At 49.9% G+C, this 25728-nt stretch carries 17 protein-coding genes; 1 reads left to right on the top strand and 16 read right to left on the bottom strand.

All coding sequences use genetic code 11. The features are described from left to right. Positions 1 to 79: 79 nt before the first annotated feature. From ACFSVM_RS17015 to ACFSVM_RS16995, 5 genes are all read right to left on the bottom strand, one after another. Complete coding sequence (locus tag ACFSVM_RS17015; RefSeq protein ID WP_379263584.1) at positions 80 to 3514, bottom strand: AAA family ATPase; 3435 nt, start codon at positions 3512 to 3514, stop codon at positions 80 to 82. Continuing rightward, positions 3511 to 4698, bottom strand: a complete 1188-nt coding sequence (locus ACFSVM_RS17010) for an exonuclease SbcCD subunit D (protein WP_379263582.1) — start codon at positions 4696 to 4698, stop codon at positions 3511 to 3513. Before ACFSVM_RS17010 ends, ACFSVM_RS17015 begins: the two co-directional genes overlap by 4 nt. A gap of 31 nt (positions 4699 to 4729) precedes the next feature. After that, positions 4730 to 8902 carry a helicase-exonuclease AddAB subunit AddA gene (gene addA / locus ACFSVM_RS17005; RefSeq protein WP_090725366.1) on the bottom strand — a complete coding sequence of 1391 codons (4173 nt, stop codon included), beginning with the start codon at positions 8900 to 8902 and terminating at the stop codon, positions 4730 to 4732. Further along, the gene (gene addB / locus ACFSVM_RS17000) at positions 8886 to 12407 is read right to left on the bottom strand and encodes a helicase-exonuclease AddAB subunit AddB (RefSeq protein ID WP_090725364.1); all 3522 of its coding nucleotides are present in this window, start codon (positions 12405 to 12407) and stop codon (positions 8886 to 8888) included. Before addB ends, addA begins: the two co-directional genes overlap by 17 nt. A gap of 379 nt (positions 12408 to 12786) precedes the next feature. After that, positions 12787 to 14169 carry a class I SAM-dependent rRNA methyltransferase gene (locus ACFSVM_RS16995; protein WP_090725363.1) on the bottom strand — a complete coding sequence of 461 codons (1383 nt, stop codon included), beginning with the start codon at positions 14167 to 14169 and terminating at the stop codon, positions 12787 to 12789. A 126-nt stretch (positions 14170 to 14295) separates the two neighbouring features. On the opposite strand from ACFSVM_RS16995, the gene ACFSVM_RS16990 reads away from it, so the two are divergent. Beyond that, positions 14296 to 15276, top strand: a complete 981-nt coding sequence (locus tag ACFSVM_RS16990) for a Na/Pi cotransporter family protein (RefSeq protein WP_090725361.1) — start codon at positions 14296 to 14298, stop codon at positions 15274 to 15276. On the opposite strand, the gene ACFSVM_RS16985 is transcribed toward ACFSVM_RS16990, so the two are convergent. From ACFSVM_RS16985 to hrcA, 11 genes are all read right to left on the bottom strand, one after another. Next, the gene (locus ACFSVM_RS16985) at positions 15273 to 15704 is read right to left on the bottom strand and encodes an NUDIX hydrolase (RefSeq protein WP_076313290.1); all 432 of its coding nucleotides are present in this window, start codon (positions 15702 to 15704) and stop codon (positions 15273 to 15275) included. The two genes, ACFSVM_RS16990 and ACFSVM_RS16985, sit on opposite strands and share 4 nt — an antisense overlap. Before the next feature lie 130 nt (positions 15705 to 15834). Continuing rightward, on the bottom strand, positions 15835 to 17175 hold the full coding sequence (gene mtaB / locus ACFSVM_RS16980) for a tRNA (N(6)-L-threonylcarbamoyladenosine(37)-C(2))-methylthiotransferase MtaB (protein WP_076313291.1): 1341 nt from the start codon (positions 17173 to 17175) through the stop codon (positions 15835 to 15837). A gap of 2 nt (positions 17176 to 17177) precedes the next feature. Continuing rightward, positions 17178 to 17942, bottom strand: coding sequence for a 16S rRNA (uracil(1498)-N(3))-methyltransferase (locus ACFSVM_RS16975; RefSeq protein WP_076313292.1), 765 nt, complete (start codon positions 17940 to 17942; stop codon positions 17178 to 17180). A gap of 89 nt (positions 17943 to 18031) precedes the next feature. After that, complete coding sequence (locus tag ACFSVM_RS16970) at positions 18032 to 18709, bottom strand: site-2 protease family protein (RefSeq protein ID WP_090725359.1); 678 nt, start codon at positions 18707 to 18709, stop codon at positions 18032 to 18034. Positions 18710 to 18712: 3 nt separating this feature from the next. After that, the gene (gene prmA, locus ACFSVM_RS16965; protein ID WP_090725358.1) at positions 18713 to 19675 is read right to left on the bottom strand and encodes a 50S ribosomal protein L11 methyltransferase; all 963 of its coding nucleotides are present in this window, start codon (positions 19673 to 19675) and stop codon (positions 18713 to 18715) included. A gap of 198 nt (positions 19676 to 19873) precedes the next feature. Next, a complete protein-coding gene (locus ACFSVM_RS16960; RefSeq protein ID WP_076313295.1) occupies positions 19874 to 20065 on the bottom strand; it encodes a YfhD family protein in 192 nt (63 codons plus the stop codon). A 25-nt stretch (positions 20066 to 20090) separates the two neighbouring features. Next, the gene (locus ACFSVM_RS16955; RefSeq protein WP_076313296.1) at positions 20091 to 20453 is read right to left on the bottom strand and encodes a hypothetical protein; all 363 of its coding nucleotides are present in this window, start codon (positions 20451 to 20453) and stop codon (positions 20091 to 20093) included. Positions 20454 to 20618: 165 nt separating this feature from the next. Beyond that, on the bottom strand, positions 20619 to 21740 hold the full coding sequence (dnaJ, locus tag ACFSVM_RS16950; RefSeq protein ID WP_090725356.1) for a molecular chaperone DnaJ: 1122 nt from the start codon (positions 21738 to 21740) through the stop codon (positions 20619 to 20621). A gap of 148 nt (positions 21741 to 21888) precedes the next feature. Then, complete coding sequence (gene dnaK, locus ACFSVM_RS16945; RefSeq protein WP_076313298.1) at positions 21889 to 23739, bottom strand: molecular chaperone DnaK; 1851 nt, start codon at positions 23737 to 23739, stop codon at positions 21889 to 21891. 154 nt (positions 23740 to 23893) lie between these two features. Continuing rightward, positions 23894 to 24490 carry a nucleotide exchange factor GrpE gene (gene grpE, locus ACFSVM_RS16940; protein WP_076313299.1) on the bottom strand — a complete coding sequence of 199 codons (597 nt, stop codon included), beginning with the start codon at positions 24488 to 24490 and terminating at the stop codon, positions 23894 to 23896. 198 nt (positions 24491 to 24688) lie between these two features. Continuing rightward, positions 24689 to 25720: a heat-inducible transcriptional repressor HrcA gene (hrcA, locus tag ACFSVM_RS16935; RefSeq protein ID WP_379263573.1), complete on the bottom strand. Its 1032-nt coding sequence runs from the start codon at positions 25718 to 25720 to the stop codon at positions 24689 to 24691. Positions 25721 to 25728: the final 8 nt, after the last annotated feature.

Below are 25728 nucleotides of genomic sequence, written 5' to 3'. Positions count from 1 at the left end.
CTGGGCGAATTGCCACTGATTAAGGAGAAGAATGGAGATTTTATATGATTTAATGAGTCTCAACCCATCGATGATCCGTTTACAGCTGTTCAATAGCCACTTTGGAGCCGCTGCCGGCCTCCTCTGCCGGTATAACAATCAGCTTCCTGGCTAGTCTTGCCCGAAGCTCAGGGACGTGACTGATGACGCCGACCGCAAGCTGATCATTATGAAGCTTCTCAAGAGAGGTAATAACCGTATCAAGCAGCTCGGAATCCAGCGTTCCAAATCCCTCATCGAGGAAAAAGAATTGGAGCGGATATTGTCCGCGAAGCTGAATCTGTGCTGACAGTGCAAGAGCTAAGGACAGAGAGGTCAGGAACGTCTCTCCTCCAGACAAGGTGGAGACCGGACGCTTCACACCGCCATTGGCATCATCCACAATGACGAAGCCTCCGCCTGAATCCACTTCAAGCGCATAACGCTGTTTGGTCAAATAGCGCAGCCTTGCGGACGCATCTCTGCTGACCTGTATAAGCTGTTCTTCGGCAACATATTCCACGAAAGTATTCCCTCGGAATACCGACTGCAGCTTGGAGAGCTGCTCACCGTACTGAGTCAGCTCACTGCGCCCTTCTTCAAGCTCCATCCAGCGTGTATGACGACGTGTTATATCCTCAAGATCCCGCTCTGCCCTAGCTTTTACCCGCATCGCTTCTTCATCCTGTGCTTTGGCCACGCGAAGCTGCTCACTCATCGTCAGCCATTCTTCATCTGTCAGCATGGCACCCTGCAGCTTATGCTCAAGATCTTTCAGCCGTAAAGTCAACTCTCTCTCCCGTTCACGGAACTCCTGGACGGCAGCTTCTGTTTTTTGAACCGTCTCCGGTAACATGTAAGCTGATCTTACTTCCCTGTCCTCCGTAAATGGTGAACGGCCAAGCTCGGTATCGTACTTCTCCGATACAACTGCCAGCTGCTCCTGGACAGAATCTGCTGCCTGCCGGGACATGACCGCCTGCTTCATCGCCTCCTGCTTCTTAAGCTCTGCTGCGACGAGCGCAGCCTTGGCGGACTTGGCAGCCTCGCGGATGGCAGACAGCCTTGCTGCCGCTGCCTCCAGAAGGGATTCTGCACGTTCCTCCTGCACTAAATGGCGGAGACGCGTTTCTCGTTCAGTGAGCAGCTCCTTCTTGCCCTGCCATTCGGCCTCAAGCTGCGCGCGCCGTTTGTCAATGGAGGCCAGCTGCTGCTGGAGCTCGTTCATGGCAGATGCCTTCGCTTCAAGGAACGATACGCTCTTATCCAGTCTGAGCTTGATCTCCTCTGCTGCAGCATCCCTCTCCTGAAGCAATTCATACCTCTCTATCGCTTCCTCTGGTGCGATGCCAGGCCATTCACGCGCCCAATCTGCGCGAATGGCCTTGTATTCGGCGGTATGCAGCTCGATGCGTGCTGCTGCCTCCGCCTGCTGGCTGATGCAAGCGTCATATGCCGCTTGCGCCAGCCATTTGCGCTGCCGTGCCGTGGCAGCGCGCGTCTCCTGCTGCGCGGCTTCTGTGCGCAGCGCAGTCAGGGAGGCGGCGAAGTGATCTGCCGCCTCGCGGTAAGTGCGGGTGCGCGCAGCATAGCCGCGCACCACCGCCTCCGGCGCCGCAGCAGCGAGCTCCGCTGCGGCGATCTCTGCCGCAGGCGCGGCTTCCGCCTGCGGGGCAGGGACCGCGTCCATGTCCGCGGTCCCGGGGTCTTGCTGCGCGAGGAGTCCGCGCAGCTCATGCAGCTGCTGGCGCAGGCCGAGGCGGAGCTCGTAGAGCTCTGCCGAGATGGCGCGCAGCTGCGCGAGGTCCTCTTCACGAGCATCGCCCGGCTCGTGAACAAGCGCCTGCGGGTTCGGGTGATGGACCGAACCGCAGACCGAGCACGGCACGCCGTCTGTCAGCTCAGCTGCCAGACGGGCGGACAGATTTCTACGCTCATTCTCCTTCAGCTCATTTCGCAATCGTTCTTCAAGCTCACCGAGCTGTTCAAGATCTCGATCAAGCTGATGTCCGCTGAGAACAAGCGCATCCTGAGCCTCACGCAGCTGAATAGCCAGCTGTGCTTGCTCTTCAGCAAGCCTCACTTCCTCAGAAGCCGTCTGTTCCAGCTCTTCTTTTGCTGTGTTCAGCTTGAGATCGGCCTGCTGTCCCAGCAGACGTGATTCATTCAGCCTCTCGGCAGCCGTATCGAGCTTATGCTTCCCGGATACGGCCCCTAATACTTCCTTTCTTTCCTGTGCTTTCACTTCACAGGAGGCCAGACTTTCCTGCAGTTCCTTTCGTCTCTGCTGTCCGCGTGTATGAAGATCTTGTTCCTTGACAAATGCCTGACGGGTCTGTTCATATAACGCTTCCTCTGCATTTCTCTGCTGCTCAAGCTGTGCCAATAATTTCTTGGCCGCATCGGTTTCCCGCTCCAGCTCCCGTGCTTGTTCCAGCTGCTCCAGCCGAACCAGCAGCTTGGGCTCTTCTTCAGCCAAGCCCCTCGCTGCCTGCTCCTCTGCCTGCGAGCATTCCAAAGCTGCCTGCTCGCATTGGTCAAGCTGCACCTTGGCTGCCTCCGCCGCTGCTTGGCGTTTAATCGATTCGGTCTGTGTCTTCTCAAGCTCCTCCAGGATGGGAATAAGCACTGCGGCTTTGGAAGACAGATCAAGCTGTTTCTCCAGTTCTGTAATATGAGCCTCCTGCTGAGACAATCCATCGAGAAGCTGACGATATTTACTGCGCTCCAGCATTTGCTCTCTCACTTTGGCCATACCTTCAGCCGCTGTGGTTAGCTCTTCAAGCTGTTTCCGGGCATTCTCGGCAAGGAGTACAGATTCGCTGAGCCTGTGCTCCGCCTCTTCCAAAGCCTCCTTACTCGCAAGACCCAGTCCTTGCTGCTCCGCTTCCAGCGCTTTTCTTGCACTTTCGTTCTCTTTTACCTTGCGGCTCAGCTTGATCGCGAGCTGATCTCCATACTTCTCCAGATGAAACAGACGCTGCAGCATTTGCCTGCGCTCCGCTCCTTTTAGGGATAGAAATTCCGCAAACTTGCCTTGAGGGAGAACTACAGCCCGTGTGAAATCATCCATTTTCAGCCCAATCATCTCTTCTACCGCTCGATTGACCTCCGCAAGCTTGTCTGCCAGTACTTCCTCGCCTTCCTCCGTAACAGCAACAAAACGGCTCACGGTATTACTGATCGAAACATCACCCGTTCGTTTGAACCTTCGTTCTACACGGAAATGCTGTACACCCTTCTCTGACTGCAGTTCAAAGCTGAAGGAGACATATAGTGTGTCCTCCGCCTGATTCATAATCCCCTGTGTTCCGTTCACCGCTCGTTCCACTTTACCGTACATCGCAAGAGTGATCGCATCAAGAATGGTAGATTTACCGCTTCCCGTCGGACCGAATATGCCGAACAGCCCGGTTTCTGTCAATGTTCTAAAGTCAATTTCCTGTGCTTCACGGTAGCTCTGCAGACCAGACAGCTTCAATTTGACAGGTCTCATAACACAGCCCCCTCTTCACCTTCTGCTGATGACTCCTCCTCATTGACGAGTTCAAGGAATAGTCGAACGAGACTGTCATCAGGCACGGCTCCCCCGGTTTGCCGCTGGTAAAATCGGCGGAACACCTCATGCACAGGCAGCTCGGAACGAGCTGAACGCAGCTCCTCTGTCAGCATTTCCGGGTATACCGGACGGATGTGGATAATGCCCTCACGGGCCTTGCGAAGCTTCTGAATCTCTCCGAGAGACATCGCCTCACTCAGCGAAATCTCCAGATCAATATAAGCGTTCGCGTCTCTCTGCTCTTCCAGCCAATGATAAACTTGGGCGAGCCCTTCCTGCGCCTTCCAGCGAACAAGCGGCTTGCCGCTGCTTAGATATACCTCTCTTGCTGCAGGTATCCCTCCGGGCGCAATATCAACTATGACAACCGATTTGGTCTGTCCGGATTCCGAGAAGCTGTATGCGAGTGGAGATCCGCTGTAACGCATCATCCCCTCACCTTTGACCGCCTGCGGTCTATGCAGGTGTCCGAGCGCAGTATATTGTGCGCCTATGGCCAGGGCCGATGGATCCACCGTGTACGCTCCGCCTACCTGAATAGGTCTTTCGGAGTCGGATTCAAGACCGCCCAGGACATAGATATGACTCATCGCTAGATTAACAGTGTCCTTCCGAAAAGAACTGCCCAGATGCCGCATCAGCTCACCGACGCGTTCACTATATGCCTTACGCATCCCCTGCTCTTCAGCATCATCTGTTAGCAGCTCGTTTAGCCTGGACTCAGAAGGATATGGAAGTGCCGCGACCCTTGCGACCTCCCCCGTTCTCTCGGCATTAACCGTTATAATCTCTGGTGTTGGCATGCCTACCAGAGTAATGCCTCTATTGTTCACCAGAGGAGAGACCGAAGCGACACGCTCCGGCTGATCGTGGTTCCCCGCGATGACCACGAGAGGTCTTCCTCCTGACGTAAGACGGGCACAAGCATCATAGAACAGCTGCTCTGCTGCCGCAGGCGGATTGACGGAATCATACACATCGCCTGCCATTAGGATGACGTCTGCCTGTTCCTCATCCGCAAGAGTGACCAGCTCGTCCACAAATGCCTCCTGCTCCTTAAGCCTGCTTCTGCCTTCCAGCGTCTTACCGAAATGCCAATCCCCCGTATGCAATATCCGCATATTGTCTCTCTCCCTCCTTTACGCCGCATCTCTAGAGCTTCACTGCCGTATCCGCATCAAAGAAATAAAGCCATTTTTCATCAATTTCGTAATCCAAAATATCCTTTAACGCTCTTGCATAGAGATCAAGCTGGAATCGGTATCCATCCGCCAGCTGGGTAACACCGCCCCGATGCTCAAGCACTTTGTCTGTCTTATAGTCCAGCAGCACACGTTTGCCATCCACCTCATACAAGCAGTCCACAATACCACGGATCAGAACCGTCTCCTGACCCAGCTCACTCTGCAGCCTAGAAGCCTCCTCATGCGAGATAGGCATGAATAGACCTTCATCTGTCTCATCTGCCGGAAGTCCGTAGCTGAACGGCATCTCTCTTCTGATCCATGCCGCTCTCGTCAGCTGTAGTCCAGGCTCACTCTCGTAGAACCTTAATATTTGTTCAGGCTCAACGGCTTCTGCTTGATGGGGCAGCAAAATATTCATCTCAATCAATCTTCCGATGGTCTCCTTAATCAGATCAAGACTCATTTCTGCGATCATCGGCATGTGCTGCATAATCGTGTGATACACCGTACCTCTTTCGGTGGGTGTGAGCAAGGCCTCACTCATAAATTTCGGCCGCCGCAGATGGAGTGTTTCTCTGGACTCCGTGCGAGCACCGTAGAGCTCCAGCTCGTCCAGCCACTCCAATGAAGGGCGGTCCTGTGATGCCAGGAGTGCCTTCATCTCGGTAACAGAAGTACTGGCCGGAGTTTTCGCTGCTGCCATGTACGGATATGTCCAGGAGAGAGCATGATCAATCATCTGAGCTGTGTCTTCCTTCTCTTCCAGCTTGGACAACACAGGTCTGCGCTCCATAAGTGCGGCTGTGCGAAGTATCCGCTCCTCATCTATTCCTTCTTCATCAGGCAGCACTCCACCGGCTAAGCCTTGAACCGATTGGCTCGGCACGATGGAAACGATCCAATGCGCTGCATCCTCGCCGAATATCCGATGTGGCATATTCTCCATATTATCTATCCCAGCCATGTCCCGCAGCGGCTTCCCGTCCGGATGACGGAACAATGCCGGACCTACCCAGTCCAGATAGCTTCTTCCCGAAGCAAGAAGAGTTTCCGGCAGGAGCATCGTTGACAGGTCCTTGATCTGCGACCAGGCAAGTGCCCGGGCAGCTGCATCCTTGACTGTTCCGATCAGAATCATCTTTTCCTTAGGACGAGTAAGCGCAACGTACAACACCCGCATCTCTTCGGCCAGCAGCTCAGCATGTGCACGCCTCCGAATCGCCAGATTGGCGAGCGTTGGATAGCCGACCCGATTGTCTTCATCAATATATCTCGGACCAAAGCCAAGCTCCTTATGCATCATGAAAGGAGAATTCAGATCTTGCTGATTGAACATCTTGGACATCCCTGCTACAAAAACAATCGGAAACTCAAGGCCTTTGCTTCGATGGATCGTCATAATGCGCACTGCTTGCTCTGTATCCCCTGATCCACTGACTGTACCGAGATCACCGCCGTGGTCCTTCAGTCTGGCAATGAACGTAAGAAAACGGAATAAGCCCCGATTGGAAGTCGAGCTCTCGTACTGCTTGGCCCGGTCATACAGTGCCTGCAGATTGCGGCTGCGCTGCATTCCGCCCGGCAGACCTACGACCCAGTCCAGATAGCCCGTATCCTGATATATCCGCCAGATAAGCTCACTCAAGCTCCCATTACGTGCCTCATGCCTCCATTGCTCAAGCGATTCACTAAATTCCCGAAGCTTGTCTACTAGCGCAACTCCAGCTGCAGGTTTACGTCCACGAAGAGGACTATTCTCGGTGTCTTCCCCAGCGCTCGTTGTATCCTCCAGCGCAGCCGTTTGTTCATTTATGAATCGTTCGGGTGACGGTTCTTCAATAAATCCATCTGCACGATCTTCCTTACGATCTAAGGAAATATCTATCGCCTCTGTCGCTGCGCTAGCCTCTCTAAGAGCGAATTCCATTTCCAGCTGTGCTGCCTGTCGTTCACTGCTCTCGCTGATCTCCGTTATCGTATTGTCATTCGCCTGGGCTCCACCCGATTTCCCTGCGTCTGCAATGGTCTTCATCATCGCATCATAGAACGATATATTTTTGCCGGACAGACGAACCAGAGCAAGCTCCTCTTCATCCAGCCCTACAATTGGAGACCGAAGCACCGAAGCCAGCGGAATATCCTGCTGGGGATTATCCACAATTTGCAGAAGGGACAGCATAATCTCCACTTCCGTAGCTTCAAAAAAGCCCTTGCTCTGATCACCGGTAACCGGTATTCCTTCTCGTTTCAGCACCTCCATCATGAGTGGCGTCCATATTCTGGCTGATCGAAGCAAGATAACGATATCTCCATATTTCGCCGGTCTCATGAGTTTGGTATGCTTGTCATAGATTTGCGCTGCTTCTCCCGTATTGCCGACCATCTGGTGAATGCGGGCCGCTATATAGGACGCCTCCAGTTCCGCCGTTTCCATCTCCAGCTGTTCAACTTGCTCAGAGGATGCATCTGCTGTATCGCCTTCTATCGTTTCAGCGTCTTCGAGAGAGCCTGTTCCGGCACGATCAATGAGTACAAGCTCCGGTGTATATTCTTCTAACGATTCAGATGTCTCTGGGAACGAGGCACCAAAGGTCAGTGCGGCAGCGTCATCGTATTCAATCTCGGCCACACCGGCATTCAAAATCTGCCTAAACAGCATGTTGACTGCATTAACGACTTCCTTACGGCTTCTAAAATTGCGTGCCAGATCAATACGCAGACCTTCTCCGCCTCCGTCATGGTCATACCTTCTGTATTTGTCCAGGAATAAGCCGGGTTCTGCCAGACGGAAGCGGTATATGCTCTGCTTGACATCACCAACCATGAACCTATTCCCTGGATGCTCACGGGAGATGAGGCTCACAATATCCTCCTGAACCGTATTGGTATCCTGATATTCATCCAGGAGCACTTCGTCAAACTGCTGCCTGTATTCCATAGCTGCATCAGACGGATACGACTGTTCAGGAGTTGAATCGGCATGACGCAGGATCTGGAGCGCATAATGCTCCAAATCGCTGAAATCAACGACCCCTTTGGCTTGCTTCTCACGAGTAAATCGTTCTCCGAATAGGATGACGATCTCGGCAAGCTTCTTCATCAGTGGTGCAATCTTCGACAGCTCAATGAGAAACTGCTCCGGTGTTCTGCCGAACATGACTGACTTCAGCTCCGTCACGGTCTTCTTCACCGATTCTCTCAGATCCTTCGCTCTCTCCTGAAGCCCCGGGTCAGCCTGACCTTTACGTACCGATTTGAGCTTGCCAAAGGCCGCGCTGTTGAACACATCATACAGTTCGGACCATGATCCGCTCCGAACCTGATCAAGCAGCCGCTCGACCATCTCCAGATCCTCGGTAAAGGTCTCGGCATAAGCTGCCGGTCCCTCCGGCTCCTGTGCAATAGCAAGTGCCTGCTTGAGCTGATCTGATGCTCCGCCCAGAGCCAGCTCAGCATCTCTCATAATACTTGCTACCCACTCCGTCTTGCCCAGCTCTTCCAATGATTGAACCTCAAAAGCAGCTGCCATTTCGGAGAGCCAGTGTTCGGGCCATGAATGACTGCGGGCAAAATCATACAGCCTCTGGACGAGTCCATACATGGCGTCATCGCTGCGTTCTCCACTGAACCAATCGACGAGCCTTCGAAAATCGCTTCCTTCGCCTTCTTCTCCGTACTTTTCTTCAAACAGCTCCATCAGCAGCTCCTGACGCATAAGCTCCGCTTCGTATTCATTCAGAATTCGGAATGAGGGATCCAGAGGAATCAGCTGATAATATCTTCGAATGATTTCCATACAGAAGGAATGAAGCGTAGTAATTGGAGCCCTGCCAAGCAGAGTCAGCTGTCTGGCAAGATGCTCGCTGCCTGGGCTCTGCTCCTGCGCTGTTTCCAGTGCTTCACGAATCCTCTCCCGCATCTCCGAAGCTGCTGCCTTGGTAAAAGTCGCAATGAGCAGCCTGTCCACGCTGTACCCAGCTTCAGGATCTGATATTTTACGAATGATCCGCTCAACCAGCACAGCGGTCTTCCCTGAGCCCGCAGCCGCAGCCACGAGCATGTCTTCTCCGGAAGAAGCAATCGCCTTCCACTGGTCGTCGCTCCAGAAGCTTCCTTCCGGCTTAGGAATCATGCTCATATTCTTGTTCTCCTCCTTCCCTGTTAAATAAATCCCAAGCCTGCTTCTTGTCAGGTCTCTTGAGTAAATTGTATTCACTGCCTGGCATGCTCTCATCAAACTGGCATACCGATTTCAGCGGACAGAACGTACAGGCACTTTGCTGCTGCATGCGATAAGGAGATATCGATACATCTCCATTCGTTATTCGTGTTCCAATATCTTGAATCGTCCCGCGTACCGAGCTCAGCAGCATATCCCACTGCTCCTCTGTCGCCACTGACGAGCTGCTGTAGAATCCACCATCCGTTTTTACGGCTACCGGGAGGATTGAAGAGTATCCTTTCTCCAGAGAGGTATCCATCTTCCCGATCACTTCACGATCCGCGAGCAACAATCCCTTCATCTTAAATCGCTTGAGCAGCTCCTGTTCAGCTTGTTCGGTGCCCATGCCATTGGCAGATTGAAGGAGAGGATTATGCACATGGAAATAGAGCACGCCCGCAGGATGAGCCTCTGTTCCGATCCACTCCTCCGCGTAAGTCAGCAATACATCCAGATAAGTGAGCATCTGCAGCGATAGACCGTAAAACACCTCATGCAGCTTCAGATCGGTCTGGCTGGATTTATAATCAATGACCCGAAGTAAAATTTCTCCATCTTCTCCTTCGGCTACATCTACCCGGTCAATTCGGCCTACAATTTGCATCACAACGCCATTATCCAATGTGAATGTCAGCGGCGGCAGCGGCTTGTCCGGACCAAAATCAAGCTCAAGCGCCAGCGGCTCAAAGCTGCCCCTTCTGGACTGCTCACCCAGTATAATGGAAGCTCGGCTTACGATATTTTTGAGCTTGCGAAAAATATATCCATAACGCTGTGTACTCAGCAAAATTTCACCTTGCAGCTGAGGTGCTAATACATCCACGGTCTCCTCTGCATAGGAAATGCACTCTTCACGGCTGAGATTAGCCCAGCTTAAGTTCTGCTCCTTCAGCTTCATCGCCATTTTGCTGAGTGCCGCATGAAACAGCTGTCCGATATCTGGTGCCTTAAGACGATACACTTGTCTCTCCTTCAGCTTCAGACCGAACGAGACAAAATGAGAGAATGGACATAGGGCAAAGCGTTCCATACGGGATACACTGGTCTTGAGCTGTGTTCCATACAGCTTGAAGCTCGTCTCCTTCGAAAGCGTACGGGTACGGTTCTTATAGAATACAGATTCGAGCATTCGTTCAAGTCGAACCTGCATTGCTGGATGTGCGAGGTACCAGTTATATACCTCCCACCAGGACTCCTCGATGTTCTTTCCTCTTCGCCATTCCCGAAGCTCACCCATCAGATAGGACATTGTCAGATCGGGACGAAGCAGGAAGCCTGCTTGCTCCTTCCATTCGGGTGCTTGTCCCGGCCGGGAGAGCAGCGGACGCTCCTCCAGCCCAGGAAACATCCGCTTCAAATGACGAATCATTTCTGAAGGGTGGAGAGACTTGCCGTCTTCATCTGTAAGAGGATAGCTGATCCATAGACTGTGACTGGCCTGGGTAAACGCAGCATAGATTAAGAAGCGTTCATCCAGCATTTTGCGTGTCACGTCTGGACCTAGCTGCATGCCATACTCCGTAAGCACGGATCTTTCTGAAGCCGTTAGAACTCCTTCCTCCTGCTGAATTTGCGGCATGACACCGTCTGTTGCGCCAAGGATAAATACATGACTGACTTTACCTGTCCGAGACCGATCCAGACTTCCGACAAGCACTTGATCCAGTGCAGGAGGAATCAGTCCCAGCTTCAGCTCGGCAAGTCCAGTCTCTATGACTCCTGCAAACAGCTCGGCATCCAAATGCTCGGTGCCCATCATTTCCACGACTTGATCCAGCAAATCCAGAACCGCGGTCCAAATCCCCCGATGCTCGCGAGCCTGCTCAGGACTTCCTTCCTCAAGCGCCTTGCTGCTCAGTGCATCCAGTTTACGAGCGATATCTGCATCCTCCAGCAGCTTGAATAGGGCGATACATTGCTCCTTGGCCGTCTTCGCTTTTTTGAATCTTTTCTCAAAGGTAAACAATGGGGATACAACCGTCTCACGACATTTCTCCATTAAGTACAGGAACCGGCTGCGATTAAGCTCAGAACCAGCTGGCCCATCTTCTTCGAGGGACAAACTCGGTACTCCCTTCCACGGCTTGCCGTCTGTCCATCTATAGCCGGAAATTCCGGATGCCAGGACGTAGTTCTCCAGCATATCCATATCGTATCGACTAACGGACCCATCGAGAGGCAGCAGCAGATCCGTCTTCACCGCCCGGAATACGTCCTCATACTTCCATCGTCTATTGATGACATCCAGAGCGGACCTGATCAACTCGGCAAGCGGATGATGCAGCTCATCTCTGCGCTCGTCTAGGAAATAGGGAACATCGTAATCCTTGAACAAGGGTGCAACGATATGCCCATAATCGCCGAGATTGCGGACAAGGACTGCCATATCCCGGTAACGAACTCCTTCTTCTCTTGCCAATCGTCTGATTTCTCGCAGGACGCCTTCGACCTCAGCTCTTCTGTTCTCTGCCGCATAAACACGAATTCCTTCATGACCTGCATCCTTCATGCGGACGCGGCGAGCCTCGAAGCCTGCTTCCAGATGCGCAAGCGCCGGAGCCGCATAACGAGGTGATTGTGAGGGAGGTATATGAGTAGTAGCAAATTCCACTTCTGTATCTTCAGCGATTCCTTTCAACTTGACATAGGACATGCCTGCAGAGTAGAACAGGTTCATTTCATTCGGCATATTCATCGCATCATAAGGCTTGTCCAGAGTCAGCGATATGGTTACGGAGTTTGCATTCAGCAGTAATTGTCTGATGACGGAGAGCTCCTGCGGAGTAAAGCTGCGGAAGCCGTCAATCCAAACATCAGCCTGCTTCACATAATCCGAGGACGGGATTCGCTCTGCCAATTTGTCCAGTGTATCTTCTTCATCCATGTATAGTCGGGATACTTCTTCCTCGAAGTCCCGGTATACGGTTAAAATATCATGAATCTTGTGATGCAGAATCGCACCTGCGCCAGGCACCTCCATCACTCGCTCAAGCTCTTCCTTCAAAGATTGTTCCTGAGTTCCGTATCGCTTCATTTCCGCATACAGGGAACTTAGTTGATGGGCAAATCCCATTTGTGTACCCGATGCAGAGAAGATTTTAAGCTCATCCTTGCGCTTTTGCATAATTTTGTAGAGCAGCATTTTCTTGCCTTCGGCCCGAATCGGAATAAGAGCCGAGCCTCCCGTTTCCTGCATTACTCTCAAGCTGAGCCTGCGAAAATCAAGCACTTGGGCCCGGACGGAGCCGTTCACGCCTTGAGAACGAATCATTTCGGATTCTGCCTGGAAGGAAGCCTGTTCCGGAACGATAAGAATTATAGGATTTCCTGCAGGGTTCTCACGCAGCTGAGCCGTAATTTGATTCATTATGGCCGTGCTTTTTCCACTGCCGGCTCGTCCAATCATCATATGAAGCGGCATTTATTGAATTCCTCCCTTTCTATTTCGAAACTACATCATCAGCATACTGACATGTATGTATTTGCAATCAACCTTTTTTTTGCACTCTATTACTAGTTAAAAAGCTTCACGATTATTCATCATTCAATTTAAATAAAATGCGAACGAAAAGAGACCAAAAACCTTATAAAGTCTACGCACAAGTATAACATATCTCACTCGACAGGAACATGCGTTTGGTAATTCCAGTAAGTCAAACCATGCTAAATTTCTTCCAATAGAAGAACGTGCATAAGTCCCTACAACCCTTCAATTCATCGTCGTTACATCACCTATGGTACAGTAAAAAAAGCATCCGAACACTCTTTCTTTAAAGAGAATACGGATGCTTTTTCTTAAATTAATTGATGTCGGATGGCGTTTTTGATCGAACCTCGAAGATGGCAAATTTCAAATAATGACCCTCTTCTACGCCCAAAATTTGTGGATGATCTTTACCTGCAGCGCGCCAATCTACAAGTCTTAATATTTTCCCTGCATCGGTTGCTGCATCCTGAATTGTCTCAAGGAACAAATCGGGACGCATATGGTAGGAGCAGCTTGCCGTTACAAGATAACCGCCTTCATTAACGAGCTTCATGCCATGCAGATTGATATCCTTGTAGCCGCGAACCGCGCCTTTGACGGCCCCTCTTGTCTTGGCAAAAGCAGGAGGATCGAGGATGACTACATCAAAGGTACGTCCACCTCCTGCCGTCATGGCAAGCGACGTATCTACCTTTTTGTCAGCTTTTGCCCTTGCAGCACGCTCCTCCAAACCTTTAACCTGATTTCTTAAATATTGAAAAGCATCATCAACTACAAATTCAACACGATCCTCAAAGCCATTCAGCTTCACGTTATCTCTGGCACTTTCAATCGCATGCTCCGAAATATCAAGACAGGTTACCCGCTTAGCTCCGAATTTGCAGGCATTCAGTGTAAAGCTGCCTGTATGCGAGAAGCATTCCAGCACATTTGCACCGTCCCAATAAGGAAAGGTTACGACTTTACCGCTCTTGTTGATTGGAGCGAGGGTCTTCACGCCATCTTGTTCTACCTCTTGAATTGTAATTCCACTTCTGCGGCCCCAGCCTGTCATCAACGGTTCAATGGCTGCGCGGTTCTCCCGTTGATCGAAGAAATAACCGGTCTTCTGTCCCTGCTCGATATCAACCTTTATCTTAAGACCGTTCTCCGTAACGGTTACATGTCTTGGACATTCTCCATAGAGCAGACCTTTGACCTGTTCAAGCCCCTCCAGCTCTCTTACACTGACATCGCTTCGCTCATAAATACCCTTGGGCTGGACAACCTCAACCAAAGCCTCGACGATTGCCTCACGGCGCAGATCCATACCTAGAGTCAGGATCTGAACGACAAGCACGTCACCGAATCGATCCACCACAAGCCCGGGAACATAATCTGCCTCTCCATAGATGAGACGATAAGCGTCACCGCCGGTAACAAAGCGGTCACGATGCTGCAGGGCTTGATCAAATTTACGGACAAAGAAGGCCTTGTCCATCGTCGTGACCGGTTCATAGGAAACGACCCGTACAGTAATTTGGGATGCCGGATTATAATATCCTGTCGCCAAGTAACGGCCTTGATGATTCTTCACCTCAACCAATTGTCCTGGCTCCGCATTTGCCTCTACCGACTCAATTTCATTTTTGTAAATCCAGGGATGCCCCTGCTCTACTCTTTTTTTACGGCTCTTTGTAAGAATAACCGATGCCAAAATGCTTACAACTCCTTTTATAATCAAGTAACCTGCACTCTCACAAGAAAGTCATGGTTGTCCTGCTACAAACATAAGATGGACTGTAGACAAGTCTCGTACAGAGAGAAGGTGCCTTGTAATATCATGCTGCATTCTATTGTGTTTCCTCTATTATATGGATTAACCATATTCTTTCTAGGCATGAAGCTGATGGAGGCTTCACTCTATAAGCTCAGCGGTCCGCTGCTATCAAGCTCTCTCGACCGGGCCACCGCAACGCCGTTAAAAGGCATGCTCTTCAGCACAGGAATAACCGCCCTGCTGCAGAGCAGCACAGCGGTCACCGTACTGACCATCGGCCTCGTAAATGCAAATTTGCTTGGATATGCTCGTACCCTCGGTATCATTCTGGGCAGCAATGTCGGGACTACGGTAACGACCGAGCTGCTCAGTCTGAAGATTGGCAAATACGCAGCACCCATGCTGCTCGTCTTCATCAGCTGCTGGATCATCTGTGTCATGCTCGGCGAATTAAAATCAGTCATGCACAGCCGGCATTCAAAGACCGTACATACGGCTGGATACATCAGTCTTGCAGGAGCTGGTTTCTCCATGGTTATGCTCGGTATTGTCATGATGCAGCGGATCGGGCCCGCTCTAGAACAAGGCGGGGTATTCCCATGGTTTGTCCAGCAGGCCAGTCACAGTGTATGGTGGGGGATGGCTGCTGGTGCATGCCTGACTGCGCTCGTGCACAGCAGTGCTGCGGTTATCGGAATGGCCATCGGCCTTGCTGCTGCCGGCACCCTGCCTCCCGAAGTCGGGATTGCGATTGTACTCGGCTCCAATGTCGGCACCTGTGTTACCGCTTGGATGGCCGCCATTGGAGGCAGCAAAGCCGGTCAATTCGTAGCATGGTCCCACATTACTCTGAATGTTGCAGGAGCTCTGCTGTTTGCCCCTCTTATTTCATTGCTCTACCAGGCAGCGGCCTTGTTCACGACTGAACCAGGCGCACAAATCGCACATGCGCAGACGATTTTCAATATTGTCTGTTCCTTACTGGCTCTCCCATTATGCTACCTTAAGATTTGGAAACGGCTGGAGCCTGATTCCCAGCGTTAAACCTGAATTCCGAGCTGCCTCAGAGCTCTTTGCAGTATTCGATCATTATTATCGTAGCCTTGATGCTGCTGTCTGCTCCATGCCTCAAGGGGAGCATACCATGCGACCGCTTTGATCTCCTCAATCTGTGCTCTGTGCTTCCCGCCCACAGCTTCAACCAGATAGTAATGCACTTCTTTATCTACTTTGCCATGTACAGCATGATGATAGGTATATTTTATAATATCCACAGGTGCAACAATTCTTCCCTTAAGCCCTGTTTCCTCTTCAATTTCACGAAGCGCCGTTTGTTCAACCGTTTCACCCGGCTCCATCTTGCCTTTTGGAAGAGATATTCTAGCATAGCGGTCCGTAATAAGCTGAACCTGAAGCTCATCACCCATATGCCGGAATACGACGCCGCCGGCGGAAATCTCTTTTCTTGCCATCTGAAACTTAGCTCCTCTCCTTGAACAACAAGGATTCCGCATTCTTTCTTCGGGGAACCTCATTCAACGCCCCTCCAAAAGAAAACGAAATCCTTGTTCGTCTTCGTGATCCTATGCTGTCCTTGTTAGCTTAGAGAGCTGCCCTTTGCGGCCCATTTTCCATAACCCGAACAAGCTGTCCTTCACTTGAATGAAGTCCGGCTTTCGTCATCTTCACACGGCACACCTGTCCAACGAGATGATCGGCGCCTTCGAATTCAAGCTGGATATAATTATCGCTATACCCGTGAAGATGACCTTCTGCCAGGTCTCCTCTTCCTTCCGGTATAACCTCCAGAACTTGTCCAACAAATTTCTCAGCATAGCTGAGCTTCATTTGATCTGACAACGCCAGGAGCTCTGTTACACGCTCGTTCTTCACTACATCATCGACTTGATCCTCCATGCGAGCTGCAGGAGTACCCGTCCGCTTGGAATAAGGGAAGACATGCATTTCTGAGAAATTAATAGCTTTCATAAGGTCATAGCCATTTCGGTACATCTCATGCGTTTCTCCAGGGAAGCCAACAATAACGTCCGTTGTAATGGCCACATCCGGCATGGCTTGACGAATCAGTCCCATTTTATTATAGAACTGCTCGGTCGTATATTTGCGGCGCATCCGCTTAAGGACCGTATCGTCTCCCGCTTGAAGCGGGATATGAAAGTGGCGGCACATCTTCGAGGAGCGGTTCAATACATCCAGCATCCGCTCATCAATTTGGCTTGCTTCAATGGAGCTGATCCGGATTCTCTCCAGCCCATCCACTTTATCCAGATCCCATAGAAGACTCGACAAATCATAGTTATCCAGATCATCGCCATAGCCGCCGGTATGAATTCCTGTCAGGACAATCTCCTTGTAGCCTGCCTCTACCAGCTGATTTGCTTGAGTAATAATGCTTCTCGAATCCCGGCTGCGAGACAGTCCGCGCGCCCATGGAATGATGCAAAAGGTACAGAAATTGTTGCACCCATCCTGAATTTTAAGAAAGGCACGCGTGCGATCAGCAAAATCGGGTACGTCCATCTCTTCAAATACGCGATTCTTCATAATATTACGCACCGCATTTACCGGCTCGCGTGTTTCCTTGATCTGATTGACAAAAGGAATGATTTTGTCCCGATCCTGATTACCTACAACGAGATCGACACCAGGAATGTCCATAATTTCTGCCGGTGAAGTCTGTGCATAGCAGCCTGTTACTGCCACGATCGCATCCGGATTCTTGCGTACTGCACGCCGTATAATTTGACGGCTCTTCTTGTCTCCTGTATTGGTAACGGTACAGGTGTTGATCAGGTACACATCAGCCGTCTGTGAATCAAAGTCCACCTGCTCATATCCTTGTTCTTTAAATTGCTGCCAAATGGCTTCTGTATCGTAGAAGTTTACTTTACATCCCAAGGTGTAAAACGCCACGGATGGCATAATTACATTCCTCCCATTTCATCAGTTTCATATAAAATACAAGTCAAAGCGACCATGCCTGCAGTTTCGGCACGAAGAATACGTTTGCCAAGCCCGACGGACCTCGCCCCTGCAGTTTCTGCCGCCTGTACCTCCCCTGTCGTAAATCCACCTTCCGGACCCACAACAACGAGTACAGAGGCACTCTCATCCGCAGACAATCCGGCTGCTAATGGCTTAATTACATCTCTCAGCTGCAAGCCGTTTTCTTTCTCATAGCAATAGCAGACGAGATCATAGCTGTCAAAAGAAGCAAGCAGCTCTTTCCACGACCTCGATTCGTACACAGCCGGGATGCGATTGCGGTGACTCTGTTCAGCCGCTTCCTTCGCTATTTTGCGCCAGCGCTCCAGGCGTTTCCCTTCTTTTTTAGCGTCATATTGGACTATGGTCCGTTCGGATAAAAAAGGGATAAAACCGACTGCACCGATTTCCGTACATTTTTGAATAACGAGCTCCATCTTGTCGCCCTTCGGCAAACTTTGTGCAATGGTGACCGATACTCGCGGTTCGTGATCCATAGGAAGCCACTCCACGACCTCTGCCTGCACCTGTGAAGCCTCTATGTGTGTGATCTGGACCATGGCTTCACGGGAAACTCCGTCACTCACAATGAGCTTGTCCCCGGCCTTGCCCCGCATCACCTTGGTAATATGACGGGCATCATCTCCATGAATGATGACTGTCTGTCCGTCGAATTGATCCTGTTCAATAAAATAACGCTGCATGGATCGATAGGCCCCCTGCTTAACCAACTATCATTCTCAAAAACTAGAAAATAACCACATAACATCTTACAACTTTTTATCGTCGCTGACTACCCGCCAAACAAGGTCATCACCATCTGGGCTATACCTGTATACCAGCTCATCGACAATTCATATAGAGGCGTTATGGTCCATCGGTTCAGCGGAGTAATGACGATAATTAAAAATATGAGTATCGACCATTGCTCCAGCGACTGCAGCTTGATGCGAATGCGCGTCGGCACAAGCTCCTCTACAATTCGATATCCGTCGAGTGGAGGCAAAGGTACGAGATTAAAGAAGAATAAGAAAAAGTTCGTTACGTTAAAAATCGAAAAGAAGGTCGAGATCGCAAACACTACACGCTGATTCTCAATAGAATCCATGACTCCGAACTGGATCAAGAGCGCATATATAATGGTACCAACAACGGCAAGCAGCAAATTGCTCACGGGCCCTGCCGCAGAGACAACCACACTCATCATCCGTCTTCGGTCAAAATTATCCCGGTTCACCGGAATCGGCCTTGCCCAGCCGAAGCCGGCGATTACAAGCAGCAGCAAGCCGAAGAAATCGAAATGCACCGCCGGATTCAAGGTCATTCTCCCCAGCATTTTCGCTGTGGGATCACCGAATTTATTGGCGAAGTAAGCATGGGCAAATTCATGCACTGTAAACGCAATAAGAATCGTCAGAATAAAAAAGGGCAGCTGTTCTAACGGATAAAAGAAAAACTGATCCATACTCATCCCTTATTTCCTCGAAACAATCGCTAGCCAGTCTTCGTCGCGCTGAATATCCATAATCTCAAAGCCTGCTTCCCGCAGTGCGGTCAGAACAGCTTCCTCTTTGTTCTTCCAGATCCCTGAAGCAATATACAGGCCGCCCGGCTGAAGCGCTTCGTAAACATCATTAATGAAGAGAAGGATAACCTCTGCCAAGATATTGGCGACAACGATATGAACAGGCATTGTAACACCAAGGGAACCGTCCTGTTTGTCCAAAATGGACAGAAGGTCACTCTCGTATACTGTAATGTGATCAGATAGACCATTTAGAGTACTATTCTCTCGCGCGCTAGTCACGGCCACAGGATCGAGATCAAGTGCAAGCACGTGCTTTGCCCCCAGCTTCATGGCGCCGATGGCCAGAATACCCGAGCCTGTTCCTACATCAATGACCTCTTCGCTGCCTTGCACATATTTTTCCAGTGTACGAAGACATAGAGAGGTGGTAGGATGCGTTCCTGTACCGAATGCCATGCCGGGGTCAATTTCAATTAATTTCTCCGCCGCGCTTTCGGGTGTATACTCTTCCCAGGACGGTTTGATCGTCAGCGTCTCAGATACTCTAAGCGGCTTAAAATACTGCTTCCACGCTGTAGCCCAGCTGTCTTCATCGACTTGCTTCACGGTAATCTCTGCCTTGCCTGCATCAATTCCATAATCCGCAAGCTCTTTGATTCGGGGCTCAATCTCAGCAATCACGGCATCCATATCCGTTGTATCGGCAAAATAACCTTGGATAACGGCTTCACCCTTAGGAATATCATTAAGAGGGTATTCGTACCATTCCCCATACTTTGTCGTTCTGATCTTGTCCAGCGTGCCTGATTCTTCGATAGCTACTCCGCCTGCACCCGCTTCATGCAAGAAGTTCGAGATCATCTCCTGCGCTATTTCCGTTGTATGTATTGTTATTTCATTCCATATCATAATTTGCTGCTTCCTCCCCTGTATTCATACCCTCTATTGTACTATACAAACAATAGCGAGCACAAAGAACGAGAGTATACTCATCCTTTTTTTCTCCACAGTTATTTCCATATTCCCATAAAAATATAGTGTCTCCTCTGAGCAACAGCACACAAAAAAGCACCGGTGCCCACTACTCGGGACCCGATGCTTCCTTATTTACTCATATCTGTAATCATCCAGCTTCTTCATCTGCCGCTGGTCTGCCGCCTCGCTGCGGCGAAGAGCTTCTATATCCTCTTGATCAGCCTCTGCACTGCTGAATTCAACATCCTCATTTTTTGCTGAAGCAAGCTCACTGATCTTCTCTGATTTTTTTAACACTCTATCTTTTCTGCGATTAGAAGACATTCCATTTTCCTCCCTGATTACTGAATTAAATAAGACCACCGGATTCCTCAATAATCCGCAGCGCCTCATGATGCACGGATTCATCCACAACGACAGTGAGCAGAATGTCCTTGCCTGTCGGACCCCCTGCACCTCCATCACTCATCCCGCTGGCAGATGGGTCTGCAGCAGCCAGTATTCCGGAAGATGCACTTGTAAAGGAGCCGTGCAGTGTCGCAGAGGACAAGCTGTCCATTGTACTGTTTAATATGGACTCATTGCTTCCTTCGCCTGGATAGCGGCTGAAACGATCGATTGAAATGCTCTCCAGCTTCAAGCTGCTCAGCTTGGCTGCAACCTGCTGTGCCTGCTCCGGGGTATTGAAATATGCAAGAATGTTCTTATCCATAAGAAAACACCGCCTTTAGTCACTTCTCATTAAATGAAATCGCCGCAGCTCGAAGCTCAAGTTCGAGCCATAATATAGAATGCCGCAAATGAATGAGAGCTATTCAGAAGACAACGCAAAAAAAAGGACTGCCCACAAACCATGGACAATCCTTCTTTGCTTATATCAGTCACCTCTAAAAGCACGCTTAACCCGATCAAAGAACGATTGCTCGTGCTCATCCATCTGTTCTCCGCCAAGCGCAGCAAATTCCCGAAGCAGTTCCTTCTGCTCATCGTTTAATTTGGTCGGTGTAACGACGACCACTTTAACATGCTGATCTCCCTGTCCAGAGCCACGCAAATGCGGAACACCTTTGCCCTTCAGACGGAAATAGGTTCCCGTCTGGGTACCTGCCGGGATTTTGAGCTTCACTTTCTCCCGAAGCGTCGGGATCTCAATCTCATCGCCGAGTGCTGCTTGAGCAAAAGTAAGCGGTACTTCACAATAAATATCATTGCCTTCCCGGTCAAAGAAATCATGCGATTTCACACGGATAACAATGAACAAATCCCCTGCAGGTCCTCCGCGGAGCCCGCCTTCGCCTTCACCGCTCATACGCAGCTGCGCACCATCGTCCACCCCTGCAGGAATTCGTACATTGATCTTGCGCTGTTTACGGACTTTGCCGCTGCCTTGACAAGTTCTGCACTTATCCTTGATCGTCTTGCCTGAACCGCCGCAGTTGGAGCAGGCACGCCGGTTAACCATACGGCCAAACGGGGTATTCTGCACCACTTCTTCCTGACCGCTGCCACGGCAGACAGTACAGGTTTCTGGATGAGTTCCTGGTTTCGCTCCTGAGCCATGACAAGTATCACAGCTCTCTGTGCGCGGAATGGTGATATCCGTCTCTTTACCGAATACCGCTTCCTTGAATTCAATGGTCATCGTATATTGAAGGTCATTCCCCCGCTGCGGAGCATTGGGATCACGCCGACCTCCGCCACCACCGAAGAACATATCGAAAATGTCGCCGAAGCCGCCAAAATCCTGACCGCCAAAGCCGCCGCCCATTCCTTGGTTCGGATCCACATGACCATATTGATCATAGCGGGCACGCTTCTGCCCATCACTCAGAACGTCATATGCTTCTTTAACCTCTTTGAACTTGGCTTCCGCATCTGCTTCTTTGTTGACGTCCGGATGATATTGCCGCGCAAGCTTACGGTAAGCCTTCTTGATCTCATCATCACCGGCACCTTTGCCAACACCAAGCACCTCATAATAATCGCGCTTATCTGCCACTCTTCCACCCCCATAACTTTATAACAATAACGCATATACGTGACAAAAGGAAGGATCAAAGCGCGAAGAACTCCGGCTCTGACCTTCCCATGCTTGTCACTTGTAAGGCTTATAGCATCCTGTCATCCTTTATTAAGGATTTAAGGGCTTATTTATCTTTTTTGTCCTCGTCAACTACTTCGTAATCTGCATCTACGACATTGTCGCGTCCGCCTGCACCCGCACCTGCGTTCGCAGCGTCTCCGCCTTGTGCCTGTGCATCTTGTGCAGCCTGCTCATACAGTTTGACAGACAGCTGTTGAACGATTTCGGTAAGCTCTTCCGTAGCAGACTTGATGTCCTCCACATTGTCAGATTCCAGCGTTTTTTGCAATTTTTCTTTTGCAGCATTCGCTTTCTCTACTTCACCTGCATCTACCTTGTCACCCAGATCTTTAACCGTCTTATCTACAGTGTAGATCAGCTGGTCAGCTGCATTTCTCACTTCTACAAGCTCTTTGCGTTTCTTGTCTTCCTCCGCATGAAGCTCTGCATCCTTCATCATTTTCTCGATTTCCTCTTCGCTTAAGCCGCTTGAAGAAGTAATCGTGATCTTTTGGGATTTGTTTGTCCCTTTGTCCGTAGCAGATACGTTAACGATACCGTTAGCATCGATGTCAAATGTAACTTCGATTTGCGGTACGCCGCGTGGAGCTGGAGGAATATCACCAAGCATGAAGCGTCCAAGCGTTTTGTTGCCCGCAGCCATCTCACGTTCCCCTTGCAGTACGTGGATCTCAACGCTAGGTTGGTTATCCGCATAAGTAGAGAATACTTGAGACTTGCTTGTAGGGATCGTTGTATTGCGATCGATCATCTTCGTGAATACGCCGCCTGCAGTTTCAATACCCAGGGACAATGGCGTTACGTCAAGAAGAACGACGTCTTTCACATCACCTGTCAAGACACCCGCTTGTACTGCAGCACCAAGTGCTACTACTTCATCTGGGTTAACGCCTTTGTGAGGTTCTTTGCCAGTCAATTTCTTGATTGCTTCCTGAACGGCAGGAATACGAGTAGAACCACCAACAAGAACGATCTTGTCGATATCGTTAGCTGTCATACCTGCATCGCTAAGCGCTTGACGAGTAGGACCCAGTGTACGCTCTACCAGCTGAGCAGAGATCTCTTCGAATTTAGCACGAGTCAGGTTCACTTCCAAGTGCTGAGGTACGCCGTCAGCAACCGTGATAAACGGAAGAGAAATTGTCGTAGTCAGTACGCCGGACAATTCTTTTTTCGCTTTTTCCGCTGCGTCCTTCAGACGCTGAACAGCGGCTTTGTCTTTGCTGAGGTCAATGCCTTGCTCTTTCTTGAATTCACTTACAAGGTAATCGATAATAACTTGGTCAAAGTCGTCGCCACCAAGGCTGTTGTCCCCGCTTGTCGCTTTTACTTCGAAGAAGCCGTCGCCAAGCTCAAGGATGGATACGTCAAAAGTACCACCGCCAAGGTCATATACAAGGATTGTTTGATCTTCGGATTTCTCAAGACCGTAAGCAAGAGCTGCTGCAGTTGGCTCGTTGACGATACGAAGCACTTCTAGACCTGCGATTTTACCCGCATCCTTCGTTGCTTGACGCTGACTGTCATTGAAGTAAGCCGGAACTGTAATAACGGCTTGAGTTACAGTTTGACCCAGATAAGCTTCTGCATCGGATTTCAGCTTTTGCAGAATCATTGCTGAGATTTCTTGTGCAGAATAATCTTTACCGTCAATGTTTTCTTTGTGATTCGTACCCATATGACGTTTAATAGAAATAATGGTACGGTCAGGGTTAGTGATCGCTTGGCGTTTTGCTGTTTCACCTACGATCCGCTCACCGTCTTTTTTGAAACCGACCACCGAAGGGGTTGTACGCGCACCTTCCGGATTCGGAATAACCACTGCTTCGCCGCCTTCCATTACGGCAACGCAAGAGTTTGTAGTACCAAGGTCAATACCGATAACTTTACTCATGGAAAATATCCTCCTTCTTAATCTATGCAAGGCACGAGGCCTGTTCTAAATTCATCTAATATCATGTAAAAAAACGTAGTGTTCCTTATGTTCGGAATTCTGCACAATTCGGTATGAAGAAAAAGCTCTTCGCTTTATTATGCAAATCCTTACGTTACATACTCACCTTAACCATCGCAGGACGGAGTACCTTGTCTTTCAGCATGTACCCTTTCTGCACTTCTTCCACAACAATGCCTTCTTCATGCTCTTCGCTCTCGACCTGCATGATCGCTTGATGGAATTCAGGGTTAAACGCCTCACCAACCGTTTGCATCGCTGTAAGACCTTCAGCCTGAAGCACGCTTTCCAGCTGACGGAAGATCATCCCTACGCCTTTGGCAAAGGAATCGGACTCGGTGTTCGCCGGAGCTGTCGCAATGGCACGCTCGAAGTTATCAATTACAGGCACTAGCTCTGTAATCAGCTTCATCGATGCATATTTCGCCAGATCTTCCTTCTCCTTCTGAGTACGGCGGCGGAAGTTATCAAAATCAGCCTGGGCACGCAAGTAGCGCTTCTCATTCTCTTCAGCAAGTGCCTTCAGTCTGTCTAATTCTTCAGTAGAAGCAAGAGTCTCAGCACCAGCAGTTTCCGTATCGTTCACGGCTGCTTCCTGTGCTTCAGTGGACTCGGCTTGTGCAGCCTCATTCACCATGTCCTCCTGCGGAGTGTTCTCTTCTGTATTCTCTATTGTTTGTTCATCTTTCAAGATGTTCACCTCCTTAAACAGAACTTATACTTAACTTCCTGATCAGAACGTTCCCTTAAGTAACATTCAACATTCATAAGGTCCTGCCCTTTGTTGCATCTAGAATTCATTATTAAGCTTAAATCGCCCATCTTAAACTTTAACATGATCCTTGTCCTTGATGGGCAGTGAATTAGATTGGCATTTGGATGAATCTATTTATTTATAACGATGTGTCAGCATCGTGGTCAAATTCTTGGACAGCATGTTCAAGATACTGATCACTTTGGCATATTCCATTCTTGTTGGTCCCAAGATTCCAATCGTCCCCAGTGCTTCCCCTTCAACTGAATAGGAGGCGGTAATGAGACTGCAATTGGCAAAGGCCTCATGATCATTCTCAGTTCCGATCTTCACCTGTACCCCGGTACCTCCAATAGAAGGGGTCATAATTTTCATTATGGTCGATGTCTCTTCAAGTAAATCAAAAATATCCTTGACTTTATCGACATCCTTGAATTCAGGTTGGGACAGCATGTTCGTCGTACCGCTGAGATACAATCGATGATCAGGCTCCCCATCAAAGGCAGTATCCAATATTTTCATAAACGCTTCGTACTCAGAGACGTTACGCTCCATTTCCTTGGCGATCTCTGAATATAGCCTAGCCTTCAGCTTATATAGAGGTACTCCTACGAGCCTCGTATTCAGCAGATTGACGACTCTCTCCATCTCAGACAACGAGACATTCGCCGGCAAGCTTACCGTCTTATTCTCTACCTGACCTGTGCTCGTTACAATAATCGCTACGGCCATGTTCTCTCCAAGCGGGAGCAGCTGAAAATGACGGAGCGACGTATGAAAAACTTCCGGTCCAAGCAGGATGGAAGTATAGTTCGTCATATGCGACAAAATGGTTGAGGTATGCTGTATAACCTGCTCCATCGCGTTTAATTTCTCAGCGAGCAGCAATTTGAGCTCCTTGAGCTCCGATGGCTCAGCAAACTTGAATGGAACCAGATGGTCTACGTAATACCTGTACCCTTTATGTGAAGGGATTCGGCCTGCCGAGGTATGCGGCTGTTCCAAATATCCCATGTCCTCCAGGTCGGCCATCTCGTTACGAATGGTTGCCGGACTATAACCGACATCACCTCTCTTCGAAATGCTGCGGGATCCAACGGGTTCTGCCGAACGGATATAATCATCAACAATGGCATTCAGTATCAGTCTTTGACGCTCGGTTAACATACGTGTCT

It is taken from the genome of Paenibacillus shunpengii, assembly GCF_042684905.1.
Taxonomy (GTDB): Bacteria; Bacillota; Bacilli; order Paenibacillales; family Paenibacillaceae; genus Paenibacillus; species Paenibacillus shunpengii.
Note: the sequence above shows the minus strand (reverse complement) of the source record. Positions and strands in the feature narration are given on the sequence as shown.

What these genes read in the sequence shown, in the direction of transcription:
- ACFSVM_RS17015 (WP_379263584.1), bottom strand. Translation starts at nt 3,514, where the DNA reads ATGAGACCTGTCAAATTGAAGCTGTCTGGTCTGCAGAGCTACCGTGAA.
- ACFSVM_RS17010 (WP_379263582.1), bottom strand. Translation starts at nt 4,698, where the DNA reads ATGCGGATATTGCATACGGGGGATTGGCATTTCGGTAAGACGCTGGAA.
- addA (WP_090725366.1), bottom strand. Translation starts at nt 8,902, where the DNA reads ATGAGCATGATTCCTAAGCCGGAAGGAAGCTTCTGGAGCGACGACCAG.
- addB (WP_090725364.1), bottom strand. Translation starts at nt 12,407, where the DNA reads ATGCCGCTTCATATGATGATTGGACGAGCCGGCAGTGGAAAAAGCACG.
- ACFSVM_RS16990 (WP_090725361.1), top strand. Translation starts at nt 14,296, where the DNA reads ATGCTGCATTCTATTGTGTTTCCTCTATTATATGGATTAACCATATTC.
- ACFSVM_RS16985 (WP_076313290.1), bottom strand. Translation starts at nt 15,704, where the DNA reads ATGGCAAGAAAAGAGATTTCCGCCGGCGGCGTCGTATTCCGGCATATG.
- mtaB (WP_076313291.1), bottom strand. Translation starts at nt 17,175, where the DNA reads ATGCCATCCGTGGCGTTTTACACCTTGGGATGTAAAGTAAACTTCTAC.
- ACFSVM_RS16975 (WP_076313292.1), bottom strand. Translation starts at nt 17,942, where the DNA reads ATGCAGCGTTATTTTATTGAACAGGATCAATTCGACGGACAGACAGTC.
- ACFSVM_RS16970 (WP_090725359.1), bottom strand. Translation starts at nt 18,709, where the DNA reads ATGAGTATGGATCAGTTTTTCTTTTATCCGTTAGAACAGCTGCCCTTT.
- prmA (WP_090725358.1), bottom strand. Translation starts at nt 19,675, where the DNA reads ATGATATGGAATGAAATAACAATACATACAACGGAAATAGCGCAGGAG.
- ACFSVM_RS16960 (WP_076313295.1), bottom strand. Translation starts at nt 20,065, where the DNA reads ATGTCTTCTAATCGCAGAAAAGATAGAGTGTTAAAAAAATCAGAGAAG.
- ACFSVM_RS16955 (WP_076313296.1), bottom strand. Translation starts at nt 20,453, where the DNA reads ATGGATAAGAACATTCTTGCATATTTCAATACCCCGGAGCAGGCACAG.
- dnaK (WP_076313298.1), bottom strand. Translation starts at nt 23,739, where the DNA reads ATGAGTAAAGTTATCGGTATTGACCTTGGTACTACAAACTCTTGCGTT.
- hrcA (WP_379263573.1), bottom strand. Translation starts at nt 25,720, where the DNA reads ATGTTAACCGAGCGTCAAAGACTGATACTGAATGCCATTGTTGATGAT.